This window comes from Streptomyces sp. NPDC006512, assembly GCF_040611935.1.
GTDB lineage: Bacteria > Actinomycetota > Actinomycetes > Streptomycetales > Streptomycetaceae > Streptomyces.
In genome coordinates this window covers 1-14,506 of the sequence record NZ_JBEXPG010000044.1, presented here as the reverse complement: position 1 = coordinate 14,506, position 14,506 = coordinate 1, and the positions used below count along the sequence as shown (strand labels likewise).

The 14,506-nt window shown below is 70.8% G+C and carries 14 protein-coding genes; 9 read left to right on the top strand and 5 right to left on the bottom strand.

Annotated elements, in window-relative coordinates; all coding sequences use genetic code 11:
* Nucleotides 1-175: 175 nt before the first annotated feature.
* Nucleotides 176-2,704, top strand: coding sequence for an FHA domain-containing protein (locus ABZZ17_RS27315; RefSeq protein ID WP_356879557.1), 2,529 nt, complete (start codon nt 176-178; stop codon nt 2,702-2,704).
* Between the two features lie 113 nt (nt 2,705-2,817).
* Here ABZZ17_RS27315 and ABZZ17_RS27310 read toward each other — a convergent pair whose 3' ends face one another.
* Nucleotides 2,818-3,462, bottom strand: coding sequence for a transglycosylase SLT domain-containing protein (locus ABZZ17_RS27310; RefSeq protein WP_356879554.1), 645 nt, complete (start codon nt 3,460-3,462; stop codon nt 2,818-2,820).
* A 471-nt stretch (nt 3,463-3,933) separates the two neighbouring features.
* On the opposite strand from ABZZ17_RS27310, the gene ABZZ17_RS27305 reads away from it, so the two are divergent.
* From ABZZ17_RS27305 to ABZZ17_RS27295, 3 genes are all read left to right on the top strand, one after another.
* The gene (locus tag ABZZ17_RS27305; RefSeq protein ID WP_356879552.1) at nt 3,934-5,133 is read left to right on the top strand and encodes a GAF domain-containing sensor histidine kinase; all 1,200 of its coding nucleotides are present in this window, start codon (nt 3,934-3,936) and stop codon (nt 5,131-5,133) included.
* On the top strand, nt 5,126-5,794 hold the full coding sequence (locus tag ABZZ17_RS27300) for a response regulator transcription factor (protein ID WP_356879550.1): 669 nt from the start codon (nt 5,126-5,128) through the stop codon (nt 5,792-5,794). Before ABZZ17_RS27305 ends, ABZZ17_RS27300 begins: the two co-directional genes overlap by 8 nt.
* 150 nt (nt 5,795-5,944) lie before the next feature.
* Nucleotides 5,945-6,190 (top strand): chaplin, encoded by a 246-nt coding sequence (locus tag ABZZ17_RS27295; protein WP_356879667.1) that lies wholly within the window; start codon nt 5,945-5,947, stop codon nt 6,188-6,190.
* A 921-nt stretch (nt 6,191-7,111) separates the two neighbouring features.
* Here ABZZ17_RS27295 and ABZZ17_RS27290 read toward each other — a convergent pair.
* A complete protein-coding gene (locus ABZZ17_RS27290) occupies nt 7,112-7,897 on the bottom strand; it encodes a hypothetical protein (protein WP_356879548.1) in 786 nt (261 codons plus the stop codon).
* Between the two features lie 133 nt (nt 7,898-8,030).
* Between ABZZ17_RS27290 and ABZZ17_RS27285 the strand changes: the two genes are divergently transcribed.
* From ABZZ17_RS27285 to ABZZ17_RS27270, 4 genes are all read left to right on the top strand, one after another.
* Nucleotides 8,031-8,831, top strand: a complete 801-nt coding sequence (locus tag ABZZ17_RS27285) for an ABC transporter ATP-binding protein (protein WP_356879546.1) — start codon at nt 8,031-8,033, stop codon at nt 8,829-8,831.
* Between the two features lie 67 nt (nt 8,832-8,898).
* Nucleotides 8,899-9,327 (top strand): NfeD family protein, encoded by a 429-nt coding sequence (locus tag ABZZ17_RS27280; RefSeq protein WP_356879544.1) that lies wholly within the window; start codon nt 8,899-8,901, stop codon nt 9,325-9,327.
* Nucleotides 9,328-9,411: 84 nt separating this feature from the next.
* Nucleotides 9,412-10,389 (top strand): SPFH domain-containing protein, encoded by a 978-nt coding sequence (locus ABZZ17_RS27275; protein ID WP_356879542.1) that lies wholly within the window; start codon nt 9,412-9,414, stop codon nt 10,387-10,389.
* Nucleotides 10,390-10,479: 90 nt separating this feature from the next.
* A complete protein-coding gene (locus ABZZ17_RS27270; RefSeq protein WP_356879540.1) occupies nt 10,480-11,256 on the top strand; it encodes a sulfite exporter TauE/SafE family protein in 777 nt (258 codons plus the stop codon).
* Nucleotides 11,257-11,316: 60 nt separating this feature from the next.
* Here ABZZ17_RS27270 and ABZZ17_RS27265 read toward each other — a convergent pair whose 3' ends face one another.
* The 3 genes from ABZZ17_RS27265 to ABZZ17_RS27255 form a co-directional block, all read right to left on the bottom strand.
* A complete protein-coding gene (locus ABZZ17_RS27265) occupies nt 11,317-11,820 on the bottom strand; it encodes an HNH endonuclease (protein WP_356879538.1) in 504 nt (167 codons plus the stop codon).
* A 149-nt stretch (nt 11,821-11,969) separates the two neighbouring features.
* Nucleotides 11,970-12,503 carry a YbhB/YbcL family Raf kinase inhibitor-like protein gene (locus ABZZ17_RS27260; protein WP_356879536.1) on the bottom strand — a complete coding sequence of 178 codons (534 nt, stop codon included), beginning with the start codon at nt 12,501-12,503 and terminating at the stop codon, nt 11,970-11,972.
* A gap of 39 nt (nt 12,504-12,542) precedes the next feature.
* Nucleotides 12,543-13,325: a sporulation protein gene (locus ABZZ17_RS27255; protein WP_356879534.1), complete on the bottom strand. Its 783-nt coding sequence runs from the start codon at nt 13,323-13,325 to the stop codon at nt 12,543-12,545.
* A 120-nt stretch (nt 13,326-13,445) separates the two neighbouring features.
* Between ABZZ17_RS27255 and ABZZ17_RS27250 the strand changes: the two genes are divergently transcribed.
* A complete protein-coding gene (locus ABZZ17_RS27250) occupies nt 13,446-14,087 on the top strand; it encodes a DNA-3-methyladenine glycosylase (RefSeq protein WP_356879532.1) in 642 nt (213 codons plus the stop codon).
* Nucleotides 14,088-14,506 lie beyond the last annotated feature (419 nt).

Below are 14,506 nucleotides of genomic sequence, written 5' to 3'. Positions count from 1 at the left end.
TCCCCTATTTCACTCTCCGGGTGACTTTCGACCCCGTCGGCGGACAGCCGTCGACACCCCGGCGAGGCCCCGATTCCACATGTGGCCGCAGGCCTGAAATAGTTCCCCCGGATGTTCGCCATCCCTAGACTCCCTGACGTCAGGGGGATTCTCGGGGGACTTAAGTGGGGCTGGAGTGCCGGAACTCGTACTGGAATTGAATGGAAGGACCTGGACGCTCGATCCGTCCAGGTCGTACTCGCTGGGGCGCGATCCCCAGGGAGACGTGGTGATCGACGACGCCCGGGTGTCCTGGAGGCACGCCACCATCAGCTGGAACGGCCGCGGTTGGGGCATCGAGGACCACGGCAGCACCAACGGCACGTACGTGCACGGTGCGCGGGTCCAGCAGACGGAACTCGTACCCGGCACGCCGGTCCACCTGGGCAACGCGACCGACGGTCCGCGGCTGGATCTCAGCGCCGCCGCCCCGGCCGCCGCCGCCCAGCAGGCCCCGGCGTACCAGGTCCCGGCCGCGCAGGGACAGGCGCACCAGCAGGCCCCGGCGTACCAGGCCCCGGTCCAGCAGCAGTGGGAACAGCAGCACCAGGCCCAGCCGCAGCACCAGCAGCCGCAGCACCAGCAGCCGCACGTGCCGCAGCAGCAGGGCGGCCCGGCGCAGGCCGCACCGAACCCCGGCTACAGCGACCACCGCAGCCCGACGACGTTCCACCAGCTCTCGCTGGGCCACGTCATGCGCATCGGCCGCGCGCTGGAGAACGAGCTGGTCGTCTCCGACCTCCAGGTCTCCCGCCACCACGCCGAGTTCCGCGCGATGCCCGGCGGCCGCTTCGAGATCCACGACCTCGGCAGCCACAACGGCACCTACGTCAACGGTCAGCCGCTCGCCAAGTCCGGTACCGCGCTGCTCGGCCCCAACGACATCGTCGGCGTCGGCCACTCGACCTTCCGCATCGTCGGCGACCGGCTGGAGGAGTTCGTCGACACCGGCGAGGTCTCCTTCTCGGCCCGCCACCTCACGGTGACCGTCGACGGCGGCAAGCAGATCCTCAAGGACGTCACCTTCGGCGTCCCGGAGAAGTCCCTCATCGGCGTCATCGGCCCCTCCGGCTCGGGCAAGTCGACCCTCCTCAAGGCGCTCACCGGCTACCGGCCCGCCGACCAGGGTGACGTCCTCTACGACAACCGCAACCTGTACAAGCAGTTCGCGGAGCTCCGCCAGCGCATCGGCCTGGTCCCGCAGGACGACATCCTGCACAAGGAACTGAAGGTCAGCACCGCCCTCAAGTACGCGGCCAAGCTCCGCTTCCCCGGCGACACGGCCGAGTCCGAGCGCGCCGCCCGCATCAACGAGGTGCTGCGCGAGCTCAAGCTCGACATCCACAAGGACAAGAAGATCACCTCGCTCTCCGGTGGTCAGCGCAAGCGCGTGTCCGTGGCCCTGGAGCTGCTCACCAAGCCCTCGCTGATCTTCCTGGACGAGCCGACCTCCGGCCTCGACCCGGGCATGGACCGCGACGTCATGCAGCTGCTCCGCGGCCTCGCCGACGACGGCCGCACCGTCCTGGTCGTCACCCACTCCGTCGCCGAGCTGGCCATCTGCGACAAGCTGCTGGTCATGGCCCCCGGCGGTTCCGTCGCCTACTTCGGCCCGCCGGACGAGGCGCTGAACTTCTTCGGCTACACCACCTGGGCCGACGTGTTCTCCGCCTTCGAGAACTACCGCGACTACGACTGGGCCGGCCGCTGGAAGGGCTCGCAGCACTACCAGCTCTACGCCGCCGACATCGACGCGGTCGCCCCGCAGTCGGTCGCCATGCCGTCGCCGCAGCAGATGCGCCCGCCCAAGCCCCAGGGCTGGGGCTCGCAGCTCTGGACGCTGATCCGCCGCTACGTCTCGGTGATCGCCTCCGACAAGGGCTTCATCGGCCTGATGCTGATCCTGCCCGCGGTCCTGGGCGTGGTCTCCACGGTCATCCCCGCGACCTTCGGCCTCGCGCCCCCGAAGCCGCCGTCCCAGTTCAACGGCGACGCCGGCACGATCATGCTGATCCTCGCGGTCGGCATGTGCTTCTCGGGCGCCGCGAACTCGGTCCGAGAACTGATCAAGGAACGCGTCATCTACGAGCGTGAACGCGCGACCGGCCTGTCCCGGTCCGCGTACCTCATGTCGAAGGTGATCGTCCTCGGCGTCATCACGGCCATCCAGGGCGTCGTCATCTGCGCGATCGGCTTCTTCCCGCGCGACCTGCCCACCGAGGGCCTGCTGATGCCGCCGGCCGTCGAGCTGTGCCTGTCGGTCATCGCGCTGGGCTTCACCTCGATGATGTTCGGCCTGGTGATCTCCTCGCTGGTGAAGACCGCCGAGAAGACCATGCCCCTGCTGGTCATGTTCGCGATCGTCCAGGTCGTCTTCACCGGCATCCTCTTCCAGGTCTACGACTCCCCGGGCCTGGAGCAGTTCGCCTGGCTGATGCCGTCCCGCTGGGCGGTCGCCGCCGCCGGCACCACGCTGAACCTCGGCAAGCTCATGCCGCCGTGGGACCGCGACAACCCGACCAACACCGACCCGCTCTGGGACGCCACGGTCGGCCAGTGGAGCCTGAACATCACCGTCCTGCTGCTCCTCGGCATCGCCTGCGGCTTCCTGGTCCAGCGCCTGCTGCGCCGCCACGAGCCCGAGGTCATGCGGGCCGGCAAGTAGCGGGAACGCCACGCGGCGGGAACCCCGCGCACACGCGAAAACGCCTCGGGGCGGCATCCGGAGTACCGGGTGCCGCCCCGAGGCGCATGGGGGTCCTGCCGACGTCCGCGCTCTCAGTAGGCGCTGTTGACGTTGTCCATCGAGCCGTAGCGGTCGGCCGCGTAGTTGCAGGCGGCGACGATGTTCGCGACCGGGTCGTACTGGTCGAACTTGGTGCCCTTGACGTGGTACGCCTTGAAGGTCGGGAGGATGACCTGGAGCAGACCCTTGCTGGGGATGCCGTTCTGGGCGTTGATGTCCCAGTTGTTGATCGCCAGCGGGTTGCCGCTCGACTCACGCATGATGTTCTTGTGGATCCCCTGGTAGGTGCCGGGGATGCCCTCGCGCTTCATGATGAAGAGCGCTTCCTTGATCCAGCCGTCCAGGTTGTTCGCGAAGACCGGGGTGCGGGTGGCGGACCGGCTCGCGGCCGCCTTCTTCTCGCGCTCCTTCTTGGCGTCGGCCTCGGCCTTGGCCTTCGCGGCCGCCGCGTCCTTCGCCACCTTGCTCGCGACCGCCTGCTGCGCGCCGAGGTGCTGCTGTACCGACGGGGTCCACGCCACGGGGGCGGCGTTGATCGTCACCGCCTCCGTCTCCGCGGCACCGGCCGGGACGAGGGAGAAGGCGAGCGCGGCGGCACCGAGCGTGGCGACACCGGCAACGGACAGCTTGTGTGCCTTCGTCAGACGACTGTGACCGGGAGTGCTGGAAGCAGACATGGCGGGGCAACCTCTTCGAATAGCGGGAGCCGCAGGAAAGCGCCGCGTGGATCCGGGATCCGCGGCGCTGTGCGACGTCGACATTCTTAGCGGTGGCAAAAACGCATGGCAAAGGTGTGACGTACGATCCCGCTTAGTGGATCAGGCCGCCCGACAGAACCGGCAATGACGGACATGCCGCTAGGCGCGACCGAGCTGATGCCGTCTTTATGCGTCCACTATCGGGCTTCGTAAGTGATGTGCGTCCTATGCCCGGGCTCACATCGGCCACGTAACGGTCTCGCCCAGAGTTGCACCAGCAATGCAAAGGGTGACGAAACTCCTCCCTGAGGATGATCCGCCCCCCGCCACCCTCGTCCCCCAGGCAGACCCCGGCGCCCCCGGCCCCCTCCCTCCGCCGTACGCCCCCGGTCCCCGGGCCTAGGCCCGAGGACCGATCCCGCAGGTCAGGGCCGCCGGTACGGTGACCCCATGTACTACGGACCCTGCACCGGGCTCGCGGCCGTCAGTACCGCGCTGCTCGCCATGAGCCGCCGGCTGGAGGTCCAGGACGTCCTGCGCACGATCGTCGCCTCGGCCCGCGAGCTGCTCGGCGCCGAGTACGCCGCCCTCGGCGTCCCCGACGACCACGGGGGCTTCGCCCAGTTCGTCGTGGACGGCATCAGCGAGGAACAGTGGCGAGCCATCGGCCCGCTGCCCCGCCAGCACGGCGTCCTCGCCGCGATGCTCCACGAGGACACCCCCGAGCGCCTGGCCGACGTACGCGAGGACCCGCGCTTCGGGGGCTGGCCCGCCGCCCACCCCGACATGTCCGACTTCCTCGGGATGCCCATCCGGGACGGCGAGGAGACCCTCGGCGCCCTCTTCCTCGCCAACAAGCGCGGCGACGGGCGCGGCGGCGACGGGCGTGGCGAGGACGGGCGTGGCGACGGCGGGCGCTGCGGCTCCGGCGGCGAGGGCTTCACCGACGAGGACGAGGAGCTCCTCTCCCTCCTCGCCCAGCACGCGGCCATCGCCCTCACCAACGCCCGCCTCTACGAGCGCAGCCGCGAGCTCACCATCGCCGAGGAACGCTCCCGCCTCGCCCACGAGCTGCACGACGCCGTCAGCCAGAAGCTGTTCTCCCTGCGCCTCACCGCCCAGGCCGCCGCGGCCCTCGTGGACCGCGACCCCGCCCGGGCCAAGGGAGAGCTCCACCAGGTCGCCGTCCTGGCCGCCGAGGCCGCCGACGAACTGCGCGCCGCCGTGACCGAGCTCCGCCCCGCCGCGCTGGACGAGGACGGGCTCGTCGCGACCCTGCGCAACCACGTCCGCGTCCTGGACCGCGCCCACACCGCGAGCGTCACCTTCACCTGTGACGGCGTACGGGCCCTGCCCGCGACCCAGGAGGAAGCCGTCCTGCGCGTCGCCCAGGAAGCCCTCCACAACGCCCTGCGGCACTCCGGCGCCGACCGCGTCGAGGTCGCCCTCGTGCGGACCCCGGCCGGCGGAGCGGTCCTGCGCGTGCGGGACTGGGGCCGCGGCTTCTCCCCTTCCACGGTCCGCAAGGCGGGCCGCCACCTCGGCCTGGTGTCCATGCGGGACCGGGCGAGCGGGGCCGGCGGCCGGCTGGAGGTCCACTCGGAGCCCGGCGAGGGCACCACGATCGAGATGGAGGTCCCCGGTGGCTGAGACCGGCACCCCGGGCGGCGGCCCCGCCCGCATCCGCGTCCTGCTCGTCGACGACCACCAGGTGGTCCGGCGCGGCCTGCGCACGTTCCTGGAGGTCCAGGACGACATAGAGGTGGTCGGCGAGGCCGGAGACGGCGAGGAGGGCATCGCCCGCGCCGAGGAGCTGCGGCCCGACGTCATCCTCATGGACGTCAAGATGCCCGGCACCGACGGCGTCGAGGCCCTGCGGCGGCTGCGCGCCCTGGGCAATCCGGCCCGGGTCCTGATCGTCACCAGCTTCACCGAGCAGCGCACGGTGGTCCCCGCCCTGCGGGCCGGCGCCGCCGGATACGTCTACAAGGACATCGACCCCGACGCCCTGGCCGGAGCCATCCGCTCCGTCCACGCGGGCCACGTCCTGCTCCAGCCGGAAGTCGCGGAGGTCCTCCTTGCCCAGGAGGACCAGCCCTCCGGCGCCGGCCGGCCGGGCTCGCTGACCGACCGCGAACGGGAGGTCCTCGGGCTCATCGCCGACGGCCGGTCCAACCGGGAGATCGCCCGGGCCCTGGTGCTGTCGGAGAAGACGGTCAAGACCCACGTCTCGAACATCCTGATGAAACTGGACCTCTCGGACCGGACGCAGGCGGCGTTGTGGGCGGTCAGGCACGGTATGGCGGAGTAATCGGACCGTCTTCTTTACGGACTCTGATTCAACAGAGATTCATACGGTCGGGTGTATGTCGCCCACATGGCGTATCCCCGCCGCCGGGCGGGCGTTCTCCATGGCGTGCCGCGACGGCTGGTCGCGGCAGACGTACTGGAGGACGAGAACGTGAAGAACTTCAAGAAGGCCGCAGCCGTCACCATGATCGCGGGTGGGCTCGTCGCCGCCGGCGCCGGTGTCTCCTCGGCGCACGGCGGTGCGTCCGCGGAGGGCGAGGCCCTGCACTCGCCCGGCGTGGCCTCCGGGAACCTGCTCCAGGTCCCCGTAAACGTCCCCGTGAACGTGGTCGGCAACACGGTCAACGTGATCGGCCTGCTGAACGGCGCCTGGGGCAACACCGGCGTGAACGCCTGACCCGCCCCGCCCCACCCCGGCCCCGCTTCCCCCCTCTCCCTGGGAAGCGGGGCCGCAGCACTCCCCACCCCACCCCGCCCTACCTCTACCGCCCCTCCCGGCTCCGCCGCCCACTCCGGCGGGCTCCCCGGCTGCGCCGCCCGCTCCGGCCCTGTCGGGCTTCTCGGCTTCGCCGACGGCTCCGGTCCTGCCGGGCCTCCCGGCCGCGCCGACGGCTCCGGTCCTGCCGGCCTCCCGGCTTCGCCGCCCGCTCTGGCTCTGTCGGGCTTCTCGGCTTCGCCGCCCGCTCTGGCTCTGTCGGGCTTCTCGGCTTCGCCGACGGCTCCGGTCCTGCCGAGCCTCCCGGCTGCGCCGACGGCTCCGGTCCTGCCGGCCTCCCGGCTTCGCCGCCCGCTCCGGCCCTGCCGCCCCTCCCGGCTTCGCCGACGGCTCCGGCTCTGCCGGGCTCCCCGGCTGCGCCGCCCGCTCCGGCCCTGCCGGGCCTTCCGGCTGCGCCGACCGCTCTGGCTCCGCTGGCCCTTTCGGGCTGCGTCGGCCCGCTCCGGCTGCGCCGACCGTTCCTGCCTCGCCGGGTCTTCTGGCTCCGCCGGGGCCTCCGGCTCTGCTGGGCCCTCCCAGCTCCTTCGGCTCCCTCCGGGTCTGGAGGCGTTCGAGGTGCGGGGGAGCCGGATCGCACCCGGCCGAGCCCCCGCGTCACCCGCCCCAAACCGTCCTTCCGACCCTTACCCGAGCCTCTGGGCTGTGCCCGAGCCTTCGGGCTGTGCCCGAGCCTTCGGGCTGTGCCCGAGCCTTCGGGCTGTGCCCGAGCCTTCGGGCTGTGCCCGAGCCTTCGGGCTGTGCCCGAGCCTCCGGGCTGTGCCCGGACCCTCCGGGCCGGCCGAAGCCCCCCGGGCCATCCGGCGGAGCCACCCACGCGGAGCCCTACGCTCCGCGCTCCCGCTCCTCGACGGCGGAGTTGAACGCCGCCACCAGGGCCCGCCGGGCCACCCGCTCCACCGGCCGCAGCGCCTCCGCCCGCGCCGCCATCTCCGAGGCGGCCACCGCACCCCCGTGCCCGTTTTCGTATGCCAGCGACACCATCAGGTCCACACGCTGTGCCAGCGCCAGCACCCGCACCGCCCGCGGCGGATACCCCGGAGCCAGCGCGTCCCGCCCCGCCTCCGCCCGCGCCCGGTACGCCGACAGGGCCGCGTCCGCCACCGGCCCCGACGCCGCCACGTCCAGCCGGGTCAGCACCACCGTCGCCTCGCGCAGCGCCTCCGCCAGTTCCCGCTCCGCCTCCCCGAGCGACGGCACGTCCGCCGGCGGGGCCTCCCGTACGGGCAGGCAGTGCCACGTCACCGAGACGTGCAGGTCCCCGGTCGGCCCGGCCTCCACCACCTCCGGCACCAGCCCCAGCGCCGCCCCCACCGCGACCACCGCCTCCTCGGCCTCCAGCGCCCGCGCGTTGAACTCCGCCGGCCCGCTCAGCCCCAGCGGATGCCCCGGCGCGGGCAGCGCCACCCGCAGTCCGCTCACCCCCAGCGCCCGCATCCGGCCGAGCGCCAGCGTGAGCCCCACCGGACCCGGTTCCCCCGGCAGCCCGGACACCCGGTGCACGGCGTCCTCACCGACGATCGACGACGCGGCCTCGTCGGGCGACACCAGACCGGCCAGCAGCGCGTTCCCCCAGGCGGCCAGCCGCCCTGAACGTGGTTCGAAAAGCATCCCCCCACTTTACGGATCGCCCCCCGCACCCGGCCCCGGAACCGGACCCCCCGCCGAGTGGCGTAGGTTTTCCCCTGGGGCTGCGCCTGCCGGCGCACAGAGAACCGTGACTGCAAGGGGTGACAACACGCTCATGAGCGATGTTCTGGAGCTGGTGGACGTATCCGTGGTCCGCGAGGGCCGGGCTCTGGTGGACCAGGTCTCCTGGTCGGTGAAGGAGGGGGAGCGCTGGGTGATCCTCGGCCCCAACGGCGCCGGCAAGACCACACTGCTGAACCTCGCCTCCAGCTACCTCTTCCCCACCAAGGGCTCCGCCACCATCCTCGGCGGCACCCTCGGCAAGCCCGGTACCGACGTGTTCGAGCTGCGCCCCCGCATCGGCGTGGCCGGCATCGCCCTCGCCGACAAGCTGCCCAAGCGGCAGACCGTCCTGCAGACCGTGCTCACCGCCGCCTACGGCATGACCGCGACCTGGCAGGAGGAGTACGAGGACATCGACGAGCAGCGCGCCCGCGCCTTCCTCGACCGCCTCGGCATGTCGGACTACCTCGACCGCAAGTTCGGCACCCTCTCCGAGGGCGAGCGCAAGCGCACCCTGATCGCCCGCGCCCTCATGACCGACCCCGAACTGCTCCTCCTCGACGAGCCCGCCGCCGGTCTCGACCTCGGCGGCCGCGAGGACCTCGTACGCCGCCTCGGCCGCCTCGCCCGCGACCCGCTCGCCCCCTCGATGGTCATGGTCACGCACCACGTCGAGGAGATCGCCCCCGGCTTCACGCACGTCCTGATGATCCGTCAGGGCAAGGTCGTCACCGCCGGTCCCATCGACCTCGAACTCACCTCGCGCAACCTCTCGCTCTGCTTCGGCCTCCCGCTGGTCGTCGAGCGCAACGACCACGACCGCTGGACCGCCCAGGGCCTGCCCCTGCGCTAGGCCGTCTCTTCCGGCCGTACCGTTCGCGCCCTGTCCGGACCGCGCCCACCCGACCTACCATGACCATGTGGACATCGACGCATGGGTGTGGTGGCTCATCGGCGCGGTCGGACTGGGCATCCCCCTCGTCCTGACCGCGATGCCGGAGTTCGGCATGTTCGCCGTGGGCGCGGTCGCGGCAGCGGTCACGGCGGCACTGGGCGGAGGGGTGGTCGCGCAGGTCCTGGTCTTCGTCGTCGTATCAGTCGCGCTGATCGCCGTCGTCCGGCCGATCGCCAACCGGCACCGCGACCAACGGCCCCAACACCGCAGCGGCATCGACGCGTTGAAGGGCCGCTCCGCCGTCGTCCTCGAACGGGTCGACGCGGGCGGCGGACGCATCAAGCTCGCCGGCGAGATCTGGTCCGCCCGTACCCTCGACGCGGACATGAGCTTCGAACCCGGCCAGTCCGTGGACGTGGTGGAGATCGACGGGGCGACCGCCGTCGTGATGTGACAACCAGCCTGCTCGCAGGCCCCGGGTCTGCGAGACTCCGATCAACGGGGCAGCACAGACAGCCGGAAGGGCACGGGGAACCGCATGCAACCGATCATCATCGTCCTGATCATCCTGGTGGTTCTGGTCTTCATCGCCCTGGTCAAGACGATCCAGGTGATCCCGCAGGCCAGCGCAGCCATCGTCGAGCGGTTCGGCCGCTACACCCGCACCCTCAACGCGGGCCTCAACATCGTCGTCCCGTTCATCGACTCCATCCGCAACCGCATCGACCTGCGCGAACAGGTCGTCCCCTTCCCGCCGCAGCCGGTCATCACCCAGGACAACCTGGTCGTCAACATCGACACCGTCATCTACTACCAGGTGACCGACGCCCGCGCCGCGACGTACGAAGTGGCCAGCTACATCCAGGCCATCGAGCAGCTCACCGTCACCACCCTCCGCAACATCATCGGCGGCATGGACCTGGAACGGACCCTCACCTCCCGCGAGGAGATCAACGCGGCCCTCCGCGGCGTCCTCGACGAAGCCACCGGCAAGTGGGGCATCCGCGTCAACCGCGTCGAGCTCAAGGCCATCGAGCCGCCGACCTCCATCCAGGACTCGATGGAGAAGCAGATGCGCGCCGACCGCGACAAGCGCGCCGCCATCCTCCAGGCCGAAGGCGTCCGCCAGTCCGAAATCCTGCGCGCCGAGGGTGAGAAGCAGTCCTCCATCCTCCGCGCCGAAGGTGACGCCAAGGCCGCCGCCCTGCGCGCCGAGGGCGAGGCCCAGGCCATCCGTACGGTCTTCGAGTCCATCCACGCCGGCGACGCCGACCAGAAGCTCCTCGCCTACCAGTACCTCCAGATGCTCCCGAAGATCGCCGAAGGCGACGCCAACAAGCTCTGGATCGTGCCCAGCGAGATCGGAGACGCACTCAAGGGCCTCTCGGGCGCCATGGGCAACTTCGGCCCCATGGGCGGCGGTTCCAGCGGATTCAACCCGCAGAACCCCGGCAAGAGCGGCGCGAACGACCACACGGGCGGCCCCGACCGCCGCGAACAGCCCCCCATCGACTGAACCGGCCGCCCCCTCGTGCATGATCGGTGAGGCCCCTCGACCTTCACGGCGGGGAGGCGACTCGCTCACGCAAGGGGGATGGCTCCGTCCATGTCCATGTCCGTCTGGGAATCACTCGCGGTCTTCGCCGCCGGAATCGGCGCCGGCACGATCAACACCATCGTCGGTTCCGGCACCCTGATCACCTTCCCGGTGCTCCTCGCCACCGGCCTGCCGCCGGTCACCGCCAACGTCTCCAACACCCTCGGCCTCGTGCCCGGTTCCATCAGCGGAGCCATCGGCTACCGCAACGAACTCAAGGGGCAGCGCGCCCGCATCCTGCGCCTCGGCTCCGTCTCCCTCGTGGGCGGCCTCGCGGGAGCGATCCTGCTCCTCGTCCTGCCCTCCGAGTCCTTCGACACGATCGTGCCCGTCCTCATCGGACTGGCCCTCGTCCTCGTCGTCCTCCAGCCCCGCCTCGCCGCGGCCCTGCGCCGCCGCCGCGAAGCCGCCGGCACCGACCCCGGAGAAGGAGACGGCGGCCCCGTCCTCCTCACCGGCATGCTGCTCTCCAGCGCCTACGGAGGCTACTTCGGGGCCGCCCAGGGCGTGCTTTACGTCGGACTCATGGGCCTGCTGCTCCACGAGGACCTGCAACGGATCAACGCCGTCAAGAACGTCATCGCCGCCCTCGTGAACGGCATCGCCGCCGTCTTCTTCCTCTTCGTCGCCGACTTCGACTGGACGGCCGTCCTCCTCATCGCCGTCGGCTCCACCATCGGCGGGCAGATAGGCGCCAAGGTCGGGCGCCGGCTCTCGCCGACGGTCCTGCGCGGAGTCATCGTGACGGTCGGCATCCTCGCCATCGCCCAGCTCCTGCTCCGCTGAAAGACGTAGAAGACATACGTCGCCCCGTCCGCCCGGAACCACGGCGGACGGGGCACACGACTAGGCGGACCGCGCGAGCCACTCGGGCAGCGGCTCCCGCCCGCCCACCCCCAGCGCGAGCAGCATCGCGTCGGCGGGCGACGGCACGAACGGCTTCCGCAGCAGCGGCATCCCCGCCTCCTCCGGAGTCCGGGCCGCCTTGCGGTGGTTGTCCTCGGCACAGGAGGCCACCGTGTTCAGCCAGGTGTCCCCACCGCCCTGGGCCCGCGGCAGCACGTGGTCCACGGTCGTCGCGCGCTTCCCGCAGTACGCGCAACGGTGCTGGTCCCGGACCAGCACCCCCCTCCGCGACCAGGGAGCATGTCTTCGGAACGGCACCCGCACGTACCGGCAGAGCCTGATCACCCGCGGCATCGGAAGCTCCATGGTGGCCGCGCGCACACGCAGCTCGGGATGCGACTGTTCGACGACGGCCTTGTCCTGGAGCACGAGCACCACCGCCCGGTTCAGGGTCACCGTCGACAGCGGCTCGAAGCTCGCATTCAGCACCAGCGTGTCCCGCATCTCGCCCACCTCCCGTGTGCAGGCCCGCGACCACCCTGGCGGCAAGGCCCGGAACCACTCTGGCCGCGCGCGCCACGCGGGACAACGCAATAAAAATGCCCGGTCCTGGCCGTCTTTAGACCAGGACCGGGCAAACGCTCGGCGAACGATCAGCCCGCCGGCGCCTCGTACTCACCGATCAGCTGGGCCCGCCCGAGGGTGTGGAAGCGCAGATTGAACCCGACCACGGCAGGAGAGACGTCCCCGTCCGGCCCGAGCTTCTCCTGATCCACCGCGTACACCGTGAACACGTACCGGTGCCGCTCCCCGGCCGGCGGAGCGGCCCCGCCGAAGTCCTTCGTGCCGTAGTCGTTCCGTACGTGCACCGCCCCGGCCGGCAGACCCTCGAACTTCCCGCTGCCCGCCCCGGCCGGCAGCTCGGTGACCGAGGCCGGCAGGTCGAACAGCACCCAGTGCCAGAAACCGCTGCCCGTCGGCGCGTCCGGGTCGAAGCACGTCACGGCGAAGCTCTTCGTCCCCTCGGGGAAGCCCTCCCACCGCAACGCGGGCGAGACGTTCCCGCCCGACAGGACCTGCCCTTCGCCCAGCTCCGCCCCCGGCGCCAGATCGGCGCTCGTCACGGTGAAGGAGGGGACCTCCGGGTGAAAGTCGTGGGGGAGGGGCGCCCTGCTCTGCTCAACCACTGCTGAACCTCCTGATCGACAACGCGTACCGGCCCGAGCCTAGAACCAGTTGCGCTGCGAACCGACGGACGCGATCCACTGGTTCAGGTACGCGGCCCAGTCGGTCTGCTCGTAGGACTGCAGCCCCACCTGGAAGCAGCGGTAGGTGTCGCTGCCCTCGCTGAACAGACCCGGCTTCTTGTCCATCTCCAGCACGACGTCCATGTCGCGCCCGTCCGAGACGAAGGTCAGCTCGACCTGGTTCAGCCCCCGGTACTGCGACGGCGGCAGGAACTCGATCTCCTGGTAGAACGGCAGCGTCTGCCGCGTCCCGCGGATGTGCCCGCGCTCCATGTCCGCACTGCGGAACGTGAACCCGAGCTGCCGGAACGCGTCCAGGATCGCCTGCTGCGCCGGCACCGGGTGCACGTTGATCGGGTCCAGGTCACCGGCGTCGACCGCGCGCGCGATCTCCAGCTCGGTGCTGACCCCGATGTTCATCCCGTGCAGGTGCTGACCCCCGAAGTGGGTGATCGGCGTCTCCGCCGGGATCTCCAGCCCGAACGGCACCACGTGCAGCTTGCCGGCCTCGACCTGGAAGGCACCGCCGAGGCGCTGCTTGGTGAAGACGACGTCCTGCTTGTACTCCTGGTCGCCGCCCTCCACCTCCACCCGCGCCTGGAGCCCGACGGACAGCCCCTCGATCTGCTGCTCCACGGACCCGCCCTGGATGCGGACCTCGCCCTGGACGATTCCGCCCGGCACCACGTTCGGCTCGGTGATGACCGTGTCCACCGAGGCACCGCCGGCACCGAGGCTCGCCAACAGCTTCCTGAACCCCATGCTCAAACTCCCCTTGAAGGCCTGTACGAAGGATCTGGCGACGCAGGAGCGCCTACCCCTTACCCACGCGGAACCTTAGGCCCCGGTTGCGGGGCCGCGCGTTCCACTACGCTCGACCGGATGAGCGCGCGTCCCGACCGTACGCCCCTGCCCCGGTCCTTCTTCGACCGCCCGGTCCTCACCGTGGCCCCCGACCTGCTGGGCCGCACCCTGGTCCGCCGCACTCCGGAAGGCCCCCTCGAACTGCGCATCACGGAGGTGGAGGCGTACGAGGGCCAGGCCGACCCGGGCTCCCACGCCTACCGCGGCCCCACCGCCCGCAACGCGTCGATGTTCGGCCCGCCCGGACACGCGTACGTCTACTTCATCTACGGCATGTGGTTCAGCCTCAACCTGGTCTGCGGCCCTCCCGGCCACGCGAGCGGCGTACTGCTGCGCGCCGGCGAGGTCACGCTGGGCGCGGACCTGGCTGCCAAACGCCGCCTTTCAGCCAGAAACCCGCGTGAACTGGCCAAGGGTCCGGCCCGTCTGGCCACCGCCCTGGACGTCGACCGCTCCCTCGACGGCACCGACCTCTGTGGCGGACCGGACTCTCCCCTGTCCCTCCTCGCCGGTACGGCCACACCGGCCGACCTGGTGAGCAACGGTCCCCGTACGGGAGTGGGCGGGGCCGGCGCGGCCCACCCGTACCGCTACTGGATCACGGGAGACCCCACGGTCAGCCCCTACCGCGCCCACGCACCACGCCGCCGGTCAACTTGACTCGGCCCTGCCGGACGCCTAACGTAGCCCGAGCCGCTTGAACGGGGCGCTGCCTTCAGCAGACCCCCAGAGCGGCCAAACCACTACCTACGACTTACCCCTGGCGGGGTCCTATTCGGCATGCCCGAATTACCTGCCGATCGGCCCGATTATGAGCCGCAAGGGGAAAGCGCTAACGTAGCGGAGCGCCGAAAGGCAAAGACCCCCAACGGTCACCGAATTCAAATCCAAGCCGGAAACGGCGCGGAAATGATCTGGTAGAGTTGGAATCGCCGGAAAGGGAAAGCGCGAAAGTGCAGGACCTGGAAAGCAAGCGAGACTGGCTCTGATAGAGTCGGAAACGCAAGAACACAGAACGAAAGCCCGGAGGAAAGCCCGCGAGGGTGAGTACAAAGGAAGCGTCCGTTCCTTGAGAACTC

Bases quoted from the DNA above. Each gene is read 5' to 3' on its own strand.
- ABZZ17_RS27310 (WP_356879554.1), bottom strand. From the start codon at position 3,462: ATGTCTGCTTCCAGCACTCCCGGTCACAGTCGTCTGACGAAGGCACAC.
- ABZZ17_RS27305 (WP_356879552.1), top strand. From the start codon at position 3,934: ATGTACTACGGACCCTGCACCGGGCTCGCGGCCGTCAGTACCGCGCTG.
- ABZZ17_RS27290 (WP_356879548.1), bottom strand. From the start codon at position 7,897: ATGCTTTTCGAACCACGTTCAGGGCGGCTGGCCGCCTGGGGGAACGCG.
- ABZZ17_RS27285 (WP_356879546.1), top strand. From the start codon at position 8,031: ATGAGCGATGTTCTGGAGCTGGTGGACGTATCCGTGGTCCGCGAGGGC.
- ABZZ17_RS27275 (WP_356879542.1), top strand. From the start codon at position 9,412: ATGCAACCGATCATCATCGTCCTGATCATCCTGGTGGTTCTGGTCTTC.
- ABZZ17_RS27270 (WP_356879540.1), top strand. From the start codon at position 10,480: ATGTCCATGTCCGTCTGGGAATCACTCGCGGTCTTCGCCGCCGGAATC.
- ABZZ17_RS27265 (WP_356879538.1), bottom strand. From the start codon at position 11,820: ATGCGGGACACGCTGGTGCTGAATGCGAGCTTCGAGCCGCTGTCGACG.
- ABZZ17_RS27255 (WP_356879534.1), bottom strand. From the start codon at position 13,325: ATGGGGTTCAGGAAGCTGTTGGCGAGCCTCGGTGCCGGCGGTGCCTCG.
- ABZZ17_RS27250 (WP_356879532.1), top strand. From the start codon at position 13,446: ATGAGCGCGCGTCCCGACCGTACGCCCCTGCCCCGGTCCTTCTTCGAC.